Raw genomic sequence first — 16,092 nt, forward strand, 5'->3', positions numbered from 1 at the left:
CGGCCGGTTCGGCTCTGTCAGAGCTTGTTCACCGGAAGTTTGAGAAAGACATCGCCTTGGTCATCGGCGGGCGGCATCTGGCCGGCCCGCATATTGACCTGCAGCGAGGGCAGAATCAGCCGGGGCATTGCCAGCGTCGCATCACGCGCATCGCGCATGGATACGAAATCCTCGATGTTCTTGCCGGCGCCGACATGGATGTTCAGGGCCTTCTGCTCGCCCACTGTAGTCTCCCAGGCGTATTCGTCACGGCCCGGCGCCTTGTAGTCGTGGCCGACGAAGATGCGGGTTTGGTCGGGAAGCGCTAGGATCTTCTGGATCGACTTGTAAAGCGTTTCCGAAGACCCTCCGGGGAAGTCGCAGCGGGCGGTGCCGAAGTCGGGCATGAACAGCGTGTCGCCCACGAAGGCGGCATCGCCGATCACATAGGTCAGGCAGGCGGGGGTATGGCCAGGCGTGTGTAGCACGTCGCCGCGCATCTGCCCGATCATGAAACTGTCGCCCTCCTTGAACAGCGCGTCGAACTGACTGCCGTCACGCTGGAATTCTGTCCCTTCGTTGAAGACCTTGCCGAAGGTGTCTTGCACGACGGTGATGTGGTCGCCGATGCCGATCTTGCCGCCGACCTTCTCCTGGATATAGGGCGCCGCCGACAGGTGGTCAGCGTGGACGTGGCTTTCCAGGATCCACTCGACGTTCAGACCTTCTTCCTGCACATAGGCAACAACCGCATCCGCCGACTTGGTGGAAGTGCGGCCAGAGGCGTGATCGAAGTCCAGAACGCTGTCGATGATGGCGCAGGCTTTACCGTGCGGCTCGCGGACGACATAGGACACGGTATTCGTGCCCTCGTCGAAAAAGGCTTTCACAAAGGGGGTCATCGGGCTCTCCATTGGTCTTTGCGTAATACATATATTTCAAATTGAATGTGTTGCAAGACGTTCGCCAAAATTGCAGTAAGGTAATCGCGGCATGTCGTCGATGACCGGCGGGGTACCGCAAGGGGGGCCTTCGAAAGTTGTAATACCGTTAAAGTTGTAATACCGTTCATGTGTTCATGTGTTCATGTGTTCATGTGTTCATGTGTTCATGTGTTCATGTGTTCATGTGTTCATGTGTTCATGTGTTCATGTGTTCATGTGTTCATGTGTTCAGGTGGGTGTTACAAACCTGTGAGAAGGATTTGCGGGGAAAAGGGAGGAGAAGATGAATATGAAGCAAACTGAAAGTCACAATATTCACGACCTTGTCCTTGCCGCTGAGCGGCTGGAAAAAAATTTGGCTGGGGCCTGTTCGGTGACGCGGCTCAGCTTGCAGCCGGAATTCAGCCGGGTGCTGGACCGCCTGCAACAGAAAGGTCAGAACGTTCCCGCCCGGATGCGGCGGCTGGAACGCGCGCTGCATGACGAGGCGCTGGAGGCGCGGTTCGATAATATGCCGATCTGACGGCGCGCCCTGGGTGGAAGCGTATTCGTGAGGGGGCAGGTTCGGGGCGGCGGGATTTCTCGCTGCCCCATTCTTATTTTGCGGTTTCGCCTATCCGTGGCGATCAGCCCATATAGGCGCCGAGCGCCACCAGGATCAGCCCGAAGATCGACAGCATCAGCGCGCCCAGATTGATCGGCACGATGCCTTGCAGCACTTTGCGCAGATCGTCATCGGACAGTTTCGCGCGCTTGGCGCGCAGCACGCGGAAGATGCACCAGCCCAGCCCGAACAACCCGGCCAGCGACATTGCCGCGCCGACCCAGATCATGATGTCAAATACATCGAGCATGCGATCTTCCCCGTTTGTCTCCGTCTCCGCCGGGTAGCGGATCGCGGCCTTTGGCGCAAGGGGAGGAAGGGGTCAGATCACCCCGGGTCGGCGCACATGGCGCATCCAGATATCAGCGCCGCGGCGGACCGCTTCATAAACGGCGCGGCCTGCTGCCTCGCCCTGTGCGGTGTGAAGCCCGGCGTAGGGGGTGGGCCCCACGGGGGCGGCGACGGCGATGCAATCGGTGCCGGTGCCGGTGGCGCGTCCGTCCGGCAGATCGAGCCCGGCGTCGATCACTGCCGCAGTGCGGGCCTGAGTGACCATCGACAGGGTTTCCAGGAGCGCCGCCTCGGTCAGCCCCAGATCCAGATGCAGCGCCACGTTGATGGTGCCCCAGTCGTGGCCGCTGCGGTCGAGCCGGTGGCCGATCCGCTCGGCGTTGCTGAGCCCGACGGTGGCGACGCAAAAGGCGCGGATGCCCTCCACCTCGGCCTCGGCCACCTCATAGGTATCGAGCGTGCGGGACGTCAGCATCGCCACGGCATCGGCATCGCCGCGCGCGGCCAGCTCGGCGCGATACCATTCCAGCACGTCCAGATCCTGCGGCAGATCGGCATTGCGCACCTCGCGCCAGAGGATTTTCTCTGCGGTGACGAAACCGGGGTTGGTCAGCGACCAGCTCAGCACCCGCTGCGGGGTGCCGAGGTCGAGTTCCAGCCAGGGATGATCGAGCGTCAGCTTCACCGCGTCACCCGCATTGGCTGGAACACCGGGCCGTCGCCGGTGTCTTCATAGAAGGCCGTGATGCCGAAGACCTCGGCCACGCGGGCGGGGGCCAGCACCTCGGCGGGCGGGCCATCGGCGACCAATTGGCCACGGTTGAGCATCAGGAGCCGGCTGCAATGTCGCGCCGCCAGCCCCAGGTCGTGCAGCGACACGATGACCGAGCGTCCCTCGGCGGCGAGGGTGGCAAAGACCTCCATGGTGGCGATCTGATGTGCCGGGTCCAGCCCGGCGGTGGGCTCGTCGGCGATCAGCAGCGGCGTCTCCTGCGCCAGGGCGCGGGCGATCAGCACCTGCGCCTGTTCGCCGCCGGAAAGCTGGGTGGCCGTGCGGGTGCGATAGGCATCGAGCCCCATGCGGGCAATGGCATCCTCGACCGCGGCGCGGTCGGCAGGGCCAAGTCGCGCGCCATGTGGCAGATGCGGGATGCGCCCCAGCGCGATCAACCGCTCCACCGTCACCGGCCAGGCGATTTCGCGCGCCTGCGGCATCCAGGCGACGGCGCGGGCGCGGTCGCGGGCGGGCAGGGCGGCAAGCGAGCTTTCGCCCATGGCGGGCAGCAGCCCCAGCGCGCCGCGCAACAGCGTGGTCTTGCCGGCGCCATTGGGGCCGATCAGCCCGATGCATTCGCCGGGGGCGACCGACAGGGTGATGTGATCGACCACCGGACAGGCGCCGCGCAGCACGGTTAGATCGCGCAGGCTCAGAAGGCTGTTCATGCCATCTCCCTCTTGGTGCGGAAGATCAGATGCAGGAACAAGGGCGCCCCCACCAGCGCCATCAGCACGCCCAGTTTCAGATCGCGGTCGGGCAGGATCAGCCGCACCGCGATATCGGCGGCCAGCACCATCGCCGCGCCGCCAAGCGCCGAGGCCCAGAGCAGGGCCGAAGGACGCGCGCCCACCGCGCGGCGCAGCAGATGCGGCACCACCAGTCCGACGAAGCCGATGGCGCCGGCGACGGCGGTGGCCGCGCCCACGGCGGCGGCGGTGCCAAGGATCAGCCGTAGCCGCACGCCCTTCAGGCCGATCCCCATCGCTTCGGCCGCGTCTTCGCCCAGCGTCAGCGCGTCAAGGCCGCGGCCGAGGCTGAACAAAAGCGCGGCGCCGATGGCGATGAAGGGCGCGGCCAGCCAGACGTGGACAAAGGAACGGTCGGCCAACGACCCCATCATCCAGAACACGATATCGGCGGCGGCGAAGGGATTGGGCGACAGGTTCAGGGCGAGCGAGGTTAAGGCGCCGGTCAGCGCCGAAATCGCGATGCCCGCCAGGATCAGGGTGATCGATGATCCGCGCGGCCCGGCGAGGACCAGGATCAACAGCACCGCCAGAACGGCCATGGCCAGTGCCGCGAAGGGCAGCGCCAGCGGAAACAGCAGGCTCAGCCCGGTTTGCAGCGACACCACGGCGCCAAGCGCTGCGGCGCCTGAGACGCCGATCAACCCGGGTTCGGCCAGCGGGTTGCGCAGATAGCCCTGCATCGCCGCCCCCGACAGTCCCAGCGCCGCGCCGATAAGGGCGGCGAGGATGGCGCGAGGCAGGCGGATTTCTCGCATCACCACCGCCAGCGGCGTGCCATCGTCCCAGATCAGCGCCCGCAGGCTCTGCCCGGCGGGCACGGCCGCCACGCCGATGACCAGCGAGATGACGAAAAGCGCCGCCACCAGCAGGATCAGTCCGGTGGCGAGCTTCATTGCGCGGCCTCCAGCGACAGCCGCAGATCGCGGATGTTGCGCACGGCCGACAGCACCAGGGGCGTGCCACAGATCCAGTCGCGATCGGTCACCGTGCCGGCGACGCGGGTGCCGCTCAGCGCATGCAGCGCCGGATGGTGCAGCACCTCTTCGGCGCGGGCCTGGCCGGGATAATCGCGGCCCTCGATGATGACATCCGGGTCCAGCAGGATCAGTTGCTCCAGCGCCAGTGTGCCACCCTGGCGCAGTCCGGCCTCTGCGGCGACATTGTCGAAGCCACCGGCGCGCAGGATGTCGCCCGCCAAGGTGTGATCGCCAACGGAATAGCTGTTGACGTAATAGAGCGCCGCGCGCGGTCGATGCTCGGGCGCCGCGCTCAGCGTTGCCAGATCGGTTTCGAATGTCGCGATCATCGTCGCCGCCTTGTCTTCCTGTCCCAGGGCCTTGCCCATCTGTTTCAGCCGTTTCGGCACATCGGCGAGCGATCGCGCCGGCGCGAAAAGTTCGACCCGGATGCCGAGGTTTTCCAGCATGGAGACGGTTGCCGGAGAGGTAAAGGTGCCGCCCAGCACCAGATCGGGTTTCAGCAGATAGACCTCTTCGGCCCCCGATCCATTGGTGGGATAGGCCCGCGCCAGATCGGCCATGGAGGAGCTGGAGGGATCCTGCGCCAATTTCGACACGGAGATCAACTGCCCCGGATCGGCCAGCATCAGCGCCAGTTGATCGGTACAGAGGTTGATCGACACCACCCGTTGGGGCCGCGGATCGGCCCCGGCGGTGGCCGCGAAGGCTGCCGCGCCGGTCAGCACCAGCGCGGCAAGCCATGGTTTCAGATCAGAAGGACGCACGCAGCCCCACATAGACCGCCTGGCCTTGGGTGTTGAAGCCCTCTGCGGTCTGATATTCCTCGTCGAACAGGTTCTCGACCCGCAGATAGGCCTGCGCCTGATCGGTGATCGCATAGGCCACGCCCAGGTTGACGACGGTGTAATCCTTCATTTCCACGCCATATTCGGCGGGACGATCAGCGACGTAGCGGACGTTTACCTCACCCGACCACCGGGCGGCCAGATCGGCGGTAAGGCCAATGTTGACGTCGTTGCGCGGCACCCGCAGCAGCCGGTCACCATTGGCGTCCTCGGCATCGGTATAGGTATAATTGGCATAGAGGCCGAGTTGATCGTTGATCGCCCATTGTCCCGACAGCTCGATCCCCTGCGACGTCGAGGTGCCCGGGATGGTCTGATATCGGCCGCCGATCCAGGCCCCTGTATCATCATAGAGTGACCGGAAGTCGATCAGATCGTCGATCTCGGTGTAGAAGGCGGTCGCCTTGATGATGCGCCCGACCCCGAAATCATGTTCGATGCCCAGCTCAAAGCTGGTGCTTTCCTCGGGCTTGAGGTTCGGGTTGCCGTAGAGCGTGTTGTTCAACTCGTAGAGCGAGGGGGCGCGGAAGCCGGTTGCGGCGGTGGCGCGCAGGGTGGTGGCGCCGGTCAGCTGATAGGCTGCCGCAAGCCGTCCGGTCACATGATCGCCGAAGTTCGAGTGATGATCGTAGCGGACCGACCCCGACAGGTCGAGCGCGCTGGTCGCGGCATATTGCACTTCGCCAAAAACGCCGGTGGTACGGGTCTTGCCGGTATCGGCGCCGGAGTCATAGCTCTGCTCTTCCCAGTCGGTGCCGAAGGTCAGGCCCAGCATGTCCGAAACCGAGTAGCTGCCGACATAATCGACACGTTTGCGCTTGCCCTTGAAAGGGGTGTCCACGCCGTTCGAGCTGCTGATGCGGTCATTCTTGTAATAGCTGGCCGAGACCTGGTGTTGCCAGGCGCCGAGATCGAGTTGCCCATAAGCGCGAGCGGCCCGCGTCTTGGTGGTGGTGTATTCGTCATAGGGCGGGGTGCCGTCGCTGCCAAATTCGTCGAAATGGCCACGGGCCTCGAGCGAATAGGCAGTGAGCCCCAGTTTCAGCGTCTCGGTGGCCATCACATCGGCCGAGAAGGACAGTTGCGTGCCTTGATAACCGTCCTTTTCGGTGCCGCCCGCGCTGGAGGAAAACCCGTCGGTGATGGTCCGGTCGATGCCGATCGCCAGGCCACCGCGGCTGCCGCTATAGCCATAGGTGGCGGTCCCGCGCCAGGTGTCGTTGCTGCCGCCCTCGACGCTCATGGTGGTTTTCTGCCCGGGCTCCTCGGGGCGGGTGAGGGTGGTGATGCTGACAACGCCCGCCACCGCGCGCGAGCCATAGAGCGCCGAGCTGGAGCCCTTCAGGATCTCGATCCGTTCGATGTTGTCGGTGGTCATGTTGCCCCAGTTGTACTGGATCTGGGGTGAAGACGGATCGGTCACGTCTATGCCGTTGACCAGCACCTTGATGTATTTGTCGCCAAGGCCACGGATTCGCAGCGAGGTGGAGGTGCCAAGCCCGCCGTTGCCGCTGACGGTGATCCCCGGTTCGCGGGCGAGGTATTCGGCCACGGTGGTCTCGCCGGCGTTCTTCAGGTCTTCCTGGGTGATCACCTCGACGGTGGCGCCGGTGCGGTTCAGCGGTGTCGCCTCGCCGGATTTGTTGGCCGTGACGGTGATCTCATCCAGTTCATAGGCGTCTTGTGCCAGCAGGGGCGATGCCGCGCAAACCGCGAGGGCGGAGGCGGTGGCAAGAAATTTCTTCATCTGTTCTGGTCCTTTCCGGGCCGTTTTCAGGTCTTTTCTGTCTGGAAAGGCACGGGGGCCGCGCTCTTCCGCAAACGGTGAGTTTGGTCATCACCCCTACGGTTCGAACGCCGCCCATCTGACGCACCCCGCGTCAAATGAAGGTGATCGCTTTGGCAGGTCTCCTGACTTGCGGGTCGTCGCCTGGGCCGGACCTTCCCGAACCCGTCTCGGGTTCAGTGGTATTTGCCGGCCCCGCTCGCCGTTTACAGTTGCGGGGGCAGTCACGGATTTCCCCGGATCTCGGGGGGGCACCGCAGTTCCCTTTTCACGACGATCTCTGATCGCCGAACCAAAGCGATTTTTGGAATACGAGGTCGCGACTTTTCGCGCAAGGGCCTTTGCCACAGCCTTTGGCGGGCTGTTGCAGTCAATCCCGCCTTGCGGGGCGGGGTCGGGGCGGCTATCCCGGCGGGTGATCCCAAAACAGATGATCGAGCGGAGCTTTCCATGGATCCCATTGACGACAGCACGGCCGAGGCCAACTACCGCGTGACCGCTGGCGAATTGCGCCAGTTCATCGAGCGGTTCGAGCGCCTCGAGATGGAAAAGAAGGACATTGCCGACCAGCAGAAGGAGGTGATGGCCGAGGCCAAGGCGCGCGGTTATGACACCAAGGTCATGCGCAAGGTGATTTCGCTGCGCAAGCGCGACAAGGACGATATTGCCGAGGAAGAGGCAATTCTGGAAATGTACAAGGAAGCGCTGGGCATGAGCTGACAGCGGTCGGCCTGGGCCGGATGCGCCGGATTGCGGCGCCCGGCCCGGCTGACGGACCTGGCGGAGAGGCACGCACCGGACGATGTTCGGACTGCGCGCTGCCGGGAGCCGTGATGATCTGGGGCTCCGATCCGAACAAGTGGCCCCTGCACGCGGGGCGCAGAAGATCGGGCCCACCGCCCGGGTCTCAGCCCGCGCCGATATCGCCGCGGGCGATCGCGACGGATTTGATCACGGCATAGATCCTTTGCCCGGGGCTGAGGTGCAGCGCCTGGGCAGACCGGCGGGTGATGCGGGACAGCAGCTTGTCTTCGCCAGATTGCAGTTGAACGATCGCTCCGGGACCGCTGCCTTCGCGCAGGGTGACGATTTCGCCGCGCAGAATGTTGAGTGCGGAAATGCCGTTCGGGGGCTCCAGCGCCAGCATCACGTCCTGCGCCAGGATGCGCACCCGGGTATGGCTGCCCGGCGCCATGTCGAGATGCGGCAGGAACAGCCGTCCCCCGGAAACCGAAAGTTCAGTCAGCCCGTCGTCGTGATGGCGGGCCACGGTCGCGGGCAGCAGTGCACCGGCCTCGCGCAGGCCGATCTGATGCACCAGCGCCGGATCGGACAGCACCTGTTCGGCCGGTCCCGAACGCACCACTTGCCCGGCCTCCAGCACCACGACAGAGGTGGCAAGGCGTGCCACCTCGGCCATGGAATGGCTGACATAGAGGATCGGCAGGCCGGCGCGGTCGCGCAGCCGCTCGAGATAGGGCAGGATCTCTTCTTTCCGCGCGGCGTCGAGCGCGGCGAGGGGTTCGTCCATCAGCAGCATGCGCGGCCAGGACAACAGGGCCCGGCCGATGGCGACGCGCTGCTTTTCCCCCCCCGAGAGCGCACCCGGGCGGCGGTCGAGCATGGCGGTGAGGCCCAGAAGATCGGCGACCTCCTCAAGGCCGGGGCCACTGGCGCCCCTGGGGGCAAAGCGGCGGCCATACATCATGTTCTGCCTGACCGACATATGCGGGAACAGCCGGCCGTCCTGGAACACATAGCCCAGACGCCGGCGGTGGATGGGCAGGTTCACCCGGGCCTTGGCGTCGAACAACGTCTCCCCGCCCAGCAGGATACGGCCCTGTTGCGGTTTCAGCAGGCCGGAGACCGCATTGATCACCGTGGTCTTGCCGGCGCCGGACCGACCGAAGAGCGCGGTCACCCCTTCGGGTGCCTCGAAGGCCACGTTCAGATCGAAACCGGCCAGCGGATGGGTGATATCGACCGTCAGGCTCATGCGCCGGAAACCCGCTTGGCGGCGCGGCGCGCCAGGATTTCGGAAATCGCCAGCGCGCCCATGGCGACGGTGACCGAGACGAGCACCAGCCGCATCGCCTGGGTTTCGCCCCCCGGCACCTGCAGGAAGGTGTAGATCGCCGAGGGCAGCGTCTGGGTCTGGCCGGGGATGTTCGAGACGAAGGTGATGGTGGCGCCGAATTCGCCCATCGCCTTGGCGAAACCGAGGATGGCGCCCGCGATCACCCCGGGCAGGATCAGCGGCAGGGTGACGGTGAAGAAGACCCAGAGCCTTGGCGCGCCAAGGGTGGCGGCGGCCTGCTCCAGCTTGGGATCGACCGATTCCACCGCCAGCCGGATCGACCGGACCATCAACGGGAAGGCCATGATCGAGGCTGCCAGCGCCGCACCGGTCCAGCGAAAGGCGAAGATCAGCCCGAACCACTCATAAAGAAAGCTGCCTACCGGCCCGCGCCGCCCGAAGCTGAGCAGCAGCAGATAACCGGTGACGACGGGCGGCAGGATCAGCGGCAGGTGGATGATGCCGTTCAGAAGCTGCTTGCCCGGGAAGTCCCACCGGGCCAGCGCATAGGCGGCGAGGATGCCGATAGGAAGGCTCAGCCCGATGGCCCAGAGCGAGACTTTCAGCGACAGGGCGACTGCCTGCCACTCCGCCGGGCCGAGCCAATCCGTCATCGGTTATTCGCCCGCGATACCAAAGCCATGGGCCTTGAACACCGCGCGGGCTGCGTCGCTGGTCAGATAGGCGAAGACGGCGCGGGTCTGGTCGCTGTCGCCGTCCTTCAGGATCGCCGCCGGATAGACGATCGCCGGGTGGCTGTCGGCTGGGAAGGTATCGAGCACGCGAACCTGCGGATCGGCGGCGGCGTCGGTGGCATAGACGATGCCCATCGGTGCCTCGCCCGAACCGACCAGCCGCAGCGCCGCGCGCACGTTATCGGCCTGGGCAACTTTCGGTTCGACGCTGTCCCACAGCCCGAGCGAGCTCAGCGCCGCCTTGCCATAGATGCCTGCCGGCACCGCATCGACCAGCGCCATCGCCAGCCGGCCATCGCCCAGCAGTGTGGCGAGGTCGGTGTCGGGACCGATCTTGACGCTGAGGTCGGCGGACGCGCCGGGACCGGCGATCAGCACGATGGAGTTCAGCAGCAGATCGACCCGGGTGCCATCAACCAGCAACCCGTCCTTTTCCAGCGTGTCCATCCAGCCCGGGTTGGCCGAAATGAAGATCTGTGCCGGGGCGCCTTGCTGGATCTGGCGGGCGAGCTTGGAACTACCGGCATAGGAGGGCAGGATCTCATTGCCGGTCTCGGCCTTATAATCGGCCGCGATCTCGTCCATCGCGTTCTTCAGGCTGGCGGCGGCAAAGACGGTGGTGGTGCCCGCCTGCAGCGCCGAGACCGCGCCGAGGGCGGCGAAGGCAGCCGAGGCGACGGCGGTGCGCAGGGCGCGGGACAGGGGACGGGACATGGGAGAACCTCCGGTCAAATGGCGATATGTCTGGCCGGGAATATCGCGAGGGGTCTCCGGGATTGCAAGCGTTGTTTTCATTCGGACATATCGCTCGGGAGCGGGGTGGCGCTGAGCCCCTGCAACGCTGCCAGCTCGGCCCGTCCGCCCTCTGCCGCGGCGCGTTCCAGCGCCCGATACCGCTCCAGCACCGTGGCACCGGTATCGGTCAGCTGGGCGCCGCCGCCGCGGGCGCCGCCGCGCACGCTTTGGACCAGCGGGGCGCTGAACATTGCGTTCATCTCTTCGACCAGCGACCAGGCGCGCTTATAGCTCATCCCCATCTCGCGCCCGGCGGCCGAGATCGAGCCGGTATCACGGATCAGCCCGAGCAGATCGGCCTTGCCCGGGCCCAGCATGCGACCGGGGGCGAACACCACCCGCAACCGCAGCCTCGGGAGATCATCGGAGGGGGTGTCGTCGGGCATGGCGGGCTCCGCTGGGGCAGGGGTCAGGGGGCGAGGAATCGCACCCCCGGAAGGTTGGCGATGACGTCGATATCGGCCTCATAGGCGGCGGTCACTGCGTCGACCAGTGCCTCTGACCAACCGGGCAGGTCGATTTCCTCGATCAGTTCTTCATCCATCGCGTATTTGTCGAGAAAGGCCATGATCACCCGGCGGCGCTGTTCGATCGTCATCTCGGGGTTCTGATGCAAATAGACACGAAAGCGCTGCATGCCTTCCTTGTCCATGATCTCGGCCAGCATGTCGAAATTGCCGGCGATCTTCGCCCCCATGTCGAGCCCGGCCATGGTGCGGACCAGTTCCCCCCAGATCAGCGGCAGATCCTCGTTGCACCAGACGGTCAGCCGGACATTGGGAGCGGCTGCCGTGATGCGGGCGAAAAGATCGGACCAGCGCAGGTTACGCGGATCGCATTGTCCCAGGATTTCGGTGACGCGCTGCGCCGGCGCCTTTTGCAGGACCGCTGGCAGGAAGGTGGCAGGATTGCGAATCGCCATGAAGATTTCGACATTATCCTGTTCGAACAGATGCTTGAGGCTGGCAATCCGTTCGGGGGCGTCGGGATAGAACATGCCATCCCCCAGTGCCATGCGCTGCGAGCCGAAGAAATGTTCGTTTGACAGGATCATCCGTTCGGCGATCTCGTCATCCAGAATGGCATCGACCAGAACGTCGCGCGCACCGGGGGCCGCGGCTGAGGTTTCCATCGCTTTGATGGTTTCCTTGAGCAGGGTCCGGTATTTGCCTGGCCCGGGGACTGAAATCTTCTGGGCCGCAAGGTCTTCTTTGTTGCGCAAAAGACATTTCAGCAACCGGTCCTCATCAGTGCAATGGGCGCCGGTATGGAAAATGATCTGCAACTTATCCGTCACGCGCATGATCCCTTCGCTTTGATTTCCTTGGGGTTACCGTCTCGTCCGGGTTCCGTCAAACCGCTTTGCCGGCCTGTTGTGCCTGTGCTGGAGCAAAGGACGCCTGGCTTTTGTTCTGTCCGGGTCGTCGCGGCGCTTGCGGTGGCTGTCGCCTTCGGGTAGGGAAGCCCAATGTCACTAGACTGATCGGGACAGGCCATCGCCGCCCCGACGCCCCTATAGCTCAGCTGGTAGAGCAACTGATTTGTAATCAGTAGGTCCGCGGTTCGAGTCCGTGTGGGGGCACCATTTTTACTCAATAAAAACAAAGACTTGCCGCATATCGGTCGCTGACGTCGCGACTGGAGTATTTGAGAAACAGACATATAGCAGACATTGAACGGGCACTGTCTGACGGTTTCCACAGATGGATGATGCGCCCCGCGCGACCTCGCAACCTGCTGACGGGTCTCGCTTTTTCAGGTTGATCCATACCAAAAAGGGATTTGCTCCCAAAAATCCGGCGCAAATGTAAGCGGAGGAGGCCAAGCCTTCCTGCCCCCCACCCCCCCACCCATATGGGGGGCATCTAGGACAGCACCGGCTCACCCCGATCATACGACGATGCCGACGACCATGCACCACCAAGGACCGAAACAATCGGATTCGGCAAAGCAGACAGTCCGAGCAGACATGCAGGGTCACGATCTGACGCAACGACTGACACCCGGATTTTACGAGCGACAGAACGCGCGTGACGCACGATAGCCCCGAACCCGTAAAGCCGCTGCAAACCGCGTCACAGCGCACGACGCGCGACACGTAGCCCCGACACGCGATCACGCGTCTCTGACGCATCAGGGGCGACGCGAAAGCGTGGGGTAAGCCTTCACGCGAACCGCCGAAGCCATCCGACACATCGCGCCCCCAGACCCTCAATGGAGGTGTCCACATGCGGGCCGCGCGGCCATATCATCGGCACAAATGTCGTGTGACAAGAATTGCCCTGCTAAAACAATCGGTTACGCGTGTCTTTCACGCGAAAAGCGGTATTGTCACAGCTTCTGTCACGGGGGTATCTTAATAAAATCAATGCGTTGCCAGTGCGTGTGACAGTTGTGACAAGAATATTTTATATTAATAAGCAGTATGAAGATATGAATGTATTTAATTATAGATAAAATATTTGAGGGGGCGGTTCTGTCACAGCCGTCACGAATGCAAAGGCAAGCTATTGTTTTTAGTAGACAATCGCTGTGACAAAACCGCTTTTGATTTCTGTCAAAGCCTCGAAGTATAGGATAAAATTCCCCACCGAAGAATTACGATAAATAGCGGGACAACTAACGAGAAATATCGGTGTGATCCCTATTTTTCACTATTTTCCGTAATTTCTCGTTAGGTGTAAATGAGGCTGTTCACGCTTATTTGGATTTTCAAACCACACGATTGTCCCCCTGAATATTTGAGAACGCTATTTTCTGTTAGGCGCAGAATACGCAAAAAGAAGGGGGCCGCAGCCCCCTATTTCAACATTCACTACTGTGGAAACCCTTACTGCCGTGCGAACTGGTGCAGTGCGCGTTGCGAGGCTTCGGCCATTGCAGCCCAGTTTTCAGGGTTGGTCATCGGGACGAAAACAAGACCCGATATCTGCGCAAGATCTTTGTCGGCTTGCTTCTTCTGCTCGTCGCGGGTCGTGATCAGCTTGAATAGACGGTCGAAAGCCTTTGCGGCGTGTTCGGACTCGGCCTTGGTAATGTCTGGCAGGCCCATGTAGCACTCAAACTCATGCTTCAATTCATCGAGCGTCTGGCACTCGTGAAAGCGCACAGGGCGAACACGTTTGGATTTCTCGTTGAACAGAATGCGGGCTGCATCAGCGTCACCGCCCTGCGCCCGAAGCGTCAGCGCCTGCAATACGCGGTTTTCTTCTTCCTCGTTCATTTGGACCTCCAAATCCGATATTCGCATTATAAAGGGCGCCTGAGCATCGCACAATCTCGAATGCCGTCCTGTTATCAGCGTGAAGTCCTTAATTACCGTTTGATCGCAGTATCTTGCGGGAATATTATCGTTGCAATGCAGTCGAGGTGAGTGGCGGAATAATGTCGAAGCACGTCCCCATAATTGAAGTTCATTTCAAGTCGCTGCTCGAACACGCGGAGCGAATGAAAGTCATGTTCGGGGGCTTCCAGTGGTACGGCTCGCCGGTCGCCCCCGGCCTGCCGCAGTCGAATTTGCTCAACGGCGAAATGTTCTATTCGGCTGGCGACTTCCTCGACACGCTGCGAGAAATGCAAATCTACTGCATCCGCCACCCGAACGACCACGGGCTGGATCACGCCCTGATCTATGTTTTCGATGGACGCGACGAGCGCCCCAAGTTCCACCACTATCTGTGGAAACCCCATATGGGCGCGACGATGGAGCGGGTCGACTACGGGCAGGCTGTCCCGGACGACTTCTATGCCCGTCATGCCTTTGAAGCCCTCATGTCGCAACGCAAGCCCGTGAAGGTTTCCACAGTGGTCAATGCGGCGCTCAAGCGGGTGCGCGGGGACATGGGGGCGGATGGGACAGACGACGCTCACAGAGCCGCCCTGCGCTCGGCTGTGGCGGCATTCATCAACACGAACCCCCTTGTCCATTCGCAACGGGTGGACAGCCTCAAGAACCCTCATGGCGGCTACACGATGGTGGAGCACCTTGGCATCTACGACAAGGAACCGAAATGGCTGAAGTAATCGAACTCGATTTCGCTGCGCATGAACCGCAACTTACACACGAAGCGCAGGCCGCATTTGATCGCTGGCGCGTTCCCTTGGATGACCTGCTCTATGGGAGCCGCAAGGCTGGGGACTGGGCATGGGCCGGGGAACTCACGTACCGCATCAACGCGGTGCGCCGCATGTGCCGCAAGCTGTCCCAGCCTGTCAGCCATGAGCATATGCGGATCGTCCTCGACGCCCTGTCCGAGACCGTTCCGACCGCTGACCTCGACGTGGCGAAGCTGATTGCGACGGCTGCCGAACGCGTGTGAAGCGCCCTTAGGCAACAAATGCGCTCGACCTGACACCTTGGAGTTGAGGGTATCCTTCCGTTCAGATACTACATCTAGGACGATGCCGGAGGGAAGAATGTTCAATTTAATTGTGTCAGGCGGACTGGAAAACGAGCGCCGCGGCTCGATTATGGCCAGCCGAGTGTTTGATTACACATCTGAGGAAATGGAAGAAAAATTCAAGCCGGGTGGGGTGCTTGATATTCCTGGCGTAATGTCCCTCCCAACAATCTTGATGGAAGAAGGCGTGGGTGATCAGGTTGCGGGTGTAGGTTGGCTCAACCGTATTGAGCGCAAGGGGACAGACTATCAGCTCCACTTCTCTTTGGATCCGGATGTTCCGCGCATGACAAATGCGGAAATTTCTGATTTGGCTTCTGAATTAGATATTGACGATTTTGAATTTCACCGGAACCACTGGGCGATCAAAGATGTGGACTTGTTCCATGTCCTATATCGGAAGGGGGCTGGTAAACGTTCGTCGCCGACCGTTTTCCAACTTAGCGAGAAGCCTGTTAATCCGAAGTTGGTATCCTTTATGATGCCGTTTTCGGGACCGTTTACCTCTGTTTATCATGAGGTTAAGGCTAGGCTAGAGGCTGATGGCTATAAATGCCAGAGAGCGGATGATATGTGGGTTCATGCCCATATCATGTCTGATATAATCGAGCTTATTTGCACCTCAGCTGTGGTTGTTTGCGATCTTACGGGCAAGAATCCCAACGTGTTTTACGAGGCGGGGATTGCGCACGCGCTTGGGAAAGAGGTGATCCTAATTACGCAGTCGCACGACGATGTTCCGTTTGACCTGCGTCCCATCCGGTTCATCCACTATCTAACAGGCTGCTGAAGAAGTCGGCCTTGAAGGACGTTATTCCTGCCGCCACGATTTGAAGTCGGTTTTCTTCGGCATCGGCATCGGCATCGGCATCGGCGGTGGTCGCGGGTCAGAGTTGCCTTCTCCGTCAGGCCGTCAGGAGTTTCGGTAGCCTCGCGAGGTTGCAGGCCGCCATCGTCATCGTGAACTGGGCGCAGACCCTATCGAGCCCGCGGTGAACGGTCTGGGACATGCCGCCGACGGTCTTGGCCCAGCCGAACGGTTCCTCTATCTTCTTGCGGCGCCGCTGGGACAGGGCGTAGCCGAGGTGCCGGGTTGTCCGTCCGTCGATGGCGGAATGCCGGGCTTTCTGCGCGACGTGCGGTGTCACGACCATGCGCCTGAGGTCGGC

19 protein-coding genes, 1 tRNA gene and 1 riboswitch are annotated in these 16,092 nt (G+C 62.2%); of the genes, 6 read left to right on the top strand and 14 right to left on the bottom strand.

The features are described from left to right. Positions 1-17 precede the first annotated feature (17 nt). Positions 18-881, bottom strand: coding sequence for an MBL fold metallo-hydrolase (locus tag G455_RS0118410; protein ID WP_035366999.1), 864 nt, complete (start codon positions 879-881; stop codon positions 18-20). A gap of 331 nt (positions 882-1,212) precedes the next feature. Between G455_RS0118410 and G455_RS0118415 the strand changes: the two genes are divergently transcribed. Then, positions 1,213-1,446, top strand: a complete 234-nt coding sequence (locus G455_RS0118415) for a hypothetical protein (protein ID WP_028095046.1) — start codon at positions 1,213-1,215, stop codon at positions 1,444-1,446. 103 nt (positions 1,447-1,549) lie between these two features. Here G455_RS0118415 and G455_RS0118420 read toward each other — a convergent pair whose 3' ends face one another. The 6 genes from G455_RS0118420 to G455_RS0118445 form a co-directional block, all read right to left on the bottom strand. Continuing rightward, the gene (locus G455_RS0118420) at positions 1,550-1,777 is read right to left on the bottom strand and encodes a hypothetical protein (RefSeq protein WP_028095047.1); all 228 of its coding nucleotides are present in this window, start codon (positions 1,775-1,777) and stop codon (positions 1,550-1,552) included. A gap of 72 nt (positions 1,778-1,849) precedes the next feature. Then, positions 1,850-2,503, bottom strand: a complete 654-nt coding sequence (locus G455_RS0118425) for an adenosylcobinamide amidohydrolase (protein ID WP_035366991.1) — start codon at positions 2,501-2,503, stop codon at positions 1,850-1,852. Then, positions 2,500-3,261 (bottom strand): ABC transporter ATP-binding protein, encoded by a 762-nt coding sequence (locus G455_RS0118430; RefSeq protein WP_028095049.1) that lies wholly within the window; start codon positions 3,259-3,261, stop codon positions 2,500-2,502. The genes G455_RS0118425 and G455_RS0118430 overlap by 4 nt, the downstream gene beginning before the upstream one ends. Then, positions 3,258-4,238, bottom strand: coding sequence for a FecCD family ABC transporter permease (locus tag G455_RS0118435; protein WP_028095050.1), 981 nt, complete (start codon positions 4,236-4,238; stop codon positions 3,258-3,260). The genes G455_RS0118430 and G455_RS0118435 overlap by 4 nt, the downstream gene beginning before the upstream one ends. Then, on the bottom strand, positions 4,235-5,089 hold the full coding sequence (locus G455_RS0118440) for an ABC transporter substrate-binding protein (protein ID WP_229861836.1): 855 nt from the start codon (positions 5,087-5,089) through the stop codon (positions 4,235-4,237). Before G455_RS0118440 ends, G455_RS0118435 begins: the two co-directional genes overlap by 4 nt. After that, complete coding sequence (locus G455_RS0118445; RefSeq protein WP_028095052.1) at positions 5,076-6,917, bottom strand: TonB-dependent receptor plug domain-containing protein; 1,842 nt, start codon at positions 6,915-6,917, stop codon at positions 5,076-5,078. Before G455_RS0118445 ends, G455_RS0118440 begins: the two co-directional genes overlap by 14 nt. A 137-nt stretch (positions 6,918-7,054) precedes the next feature. Next, a riboswitch (cobalamin riboswitch) is annotated at positions 7,055-7,268 on the bottom strand. A gap of 138 nt (positions 7,269-7,406) precedes the next feature. On the opposite strand from G455_RS0118445, the gene G455_RS0118450 reads away from it, so the two are divergent. Further along, positions 7,407-7,676: a DUF2312 domain-containing protein gene (locus G455_RS0118450; protein WP_028095053.1), complete on the top strand. Its 270-nt coding sequence runs from the start codon at positions 7,407-7,409 to the stop codon at positions 7,674-7,676. Between the two features lie 187 nt (positions 7,677-7,863). Here G455_RS0118450 and modC read toward each other — a convergent pair whose 3' ends face one another. The 5 genes from modC to G455_RS0118475 form a co-directional block, all read right to left on the bottom strand. Further along, positions 7,864-8,952, bottom strand: a complete 1,089-nt coding sequence (gene modC / locus G455_RS0118455) for a molybdenum ABC transporter ATP-binding protein (protein ID WP_028095054.1) — start codon at positions 8,950-8,952, stop codon at positions 7,864-7,866. Then, on the bottom strand, positions 8,949-9,647 hold the full coding sequence (modB, locus tag G455_RS0118460; protein WP_028095055.1) for a molybdate ABC transporter permease subunit: 699 nt from the start codon (positions 9,645-9,647) through the stop codon (positions 8,949-8,951). The genes modC and modB overlap by 4 nt, the downstream gene beginning before the upstream one ends. Positions 9,648-9,650: 3 nt before the next feature. Continuing rightward, entirely contained in the window at positions 9,651-10,442 is a 792-nt protein-coding gene (modA, locus tag G455_RS24590; RefSeq protein WP_035366992.1) for a molybdate ABC transporter substrate-binding protein, read from the bottom strand. A 77-nt stretch (positions 10,443-10,519) separates the two neighbouring features. Further along, on the bottom strand, positions 10,520-10,909 hold the full coding sequence (locus G455_RS0118470; protein WP_028095056.1) for a winged helix-turn-helix domain-containing protein: 390 nt from the start codon (positions 10,907-10,909) through the stop codon (positions 10,520-10,522). A gap of 23 nt (positions 10,910-10,932) precedes the next feature. After that, positions 10,933-11,826 carry a hypothetical protein gene (locus tag G455_RS0118475; RefSeq protein WP_240474632.1) on the bottom strand — a complete coding sequence of 298 codons (894 nt, stop codon included), beginning with the start codon at positions 11,824-11,826 and terminating at the stop codon, positions 10,933-10,935. 206 nt (positions 11,827-12,032) lie between these two features. Between G455_RS0118475 and G455_RS0118480 the strand changes: the two genes are divergently transcribed. Further along, positions 12,033-12,108 (top strand) — tRNA-Thr (locus G455_RS0118480). 1,245 nt (positions 12,109-13,353) lie between these two features. On the opposite strand, the gene G455_RS0118485 is transcribed toward G455_RS0118480, so the two are convergent. After that, a complete protein-coding gene (locus G455_RS0118485; RefSeq protein WP_154664426.1) occupies positions 13,354-13,746 on the bottom strand; it encodes a hypothetical protein in 393 nt (130 codons plus the stop codon). Between the two features lie 161 nt (positions 13,747-13,907). On the opposite strand from G455_RS0118485, the gene G455_RS25750 reads away from it, so the two are divergent. From G455_RS25750 to G455_RS24610, 3 genes are all read left to right on the top strand, one after another. Next, entirely contained in the window at positions 13,908-14,546 is a 639-nt protein-coding gene (locus tag G455_RS25750; RefSeq protein ID WP_028095059.1) for a hypothetical protein, read from the top strand. Next, positions 14,534-14,842, top strand: a complete 309-nt coding sequence (locus G455_RS24605; protein WP_035366995.1) for a hypothetical protein — start codon at positions 14,534-14,536, stop codon at positions 14,840-14,842. Before G455_RS25750 ends, G455_RS24605 begins: the two co-directional genes overlap by 13 nt. Positions 14,843-14,939: 97 nt before the next feature. Further along, positions 14,940-15,713, top strand: a complete 774-nt coding sequence (locus G455_RS24610) for a hypothetical protein (protein ID WP_051312614.1) — start codon at positions 14,940-14,942, stop codon at positions 15,711-15,713. A 115-nt stretch (positions 15,714-15,828) separates the two neighbouring features. On the opposite strand, the gene G455_RS0118505 is transcribed toward G455_RS24610, so the two are convergent. Beyond that, a partial coding sequence (locus G455_RS0118505; protein ID WP_028095061.1) for a transposase occupies positions 15,829-16,092 on the bottom strand: 264 nt, incomplete at its 5' end.

The sequence above is a fragment of the Pseudodonghicola xiamenensis DSM 18339 genome, from assembly GCF_000429365.1.
GTDB lineage: Bacteria > Pseudomonadota > Alphaproteobacteria > Rhodobacterales > Rhodobacteraceae > Pseudodonghicola > Pseudodonghicola xiamenensis.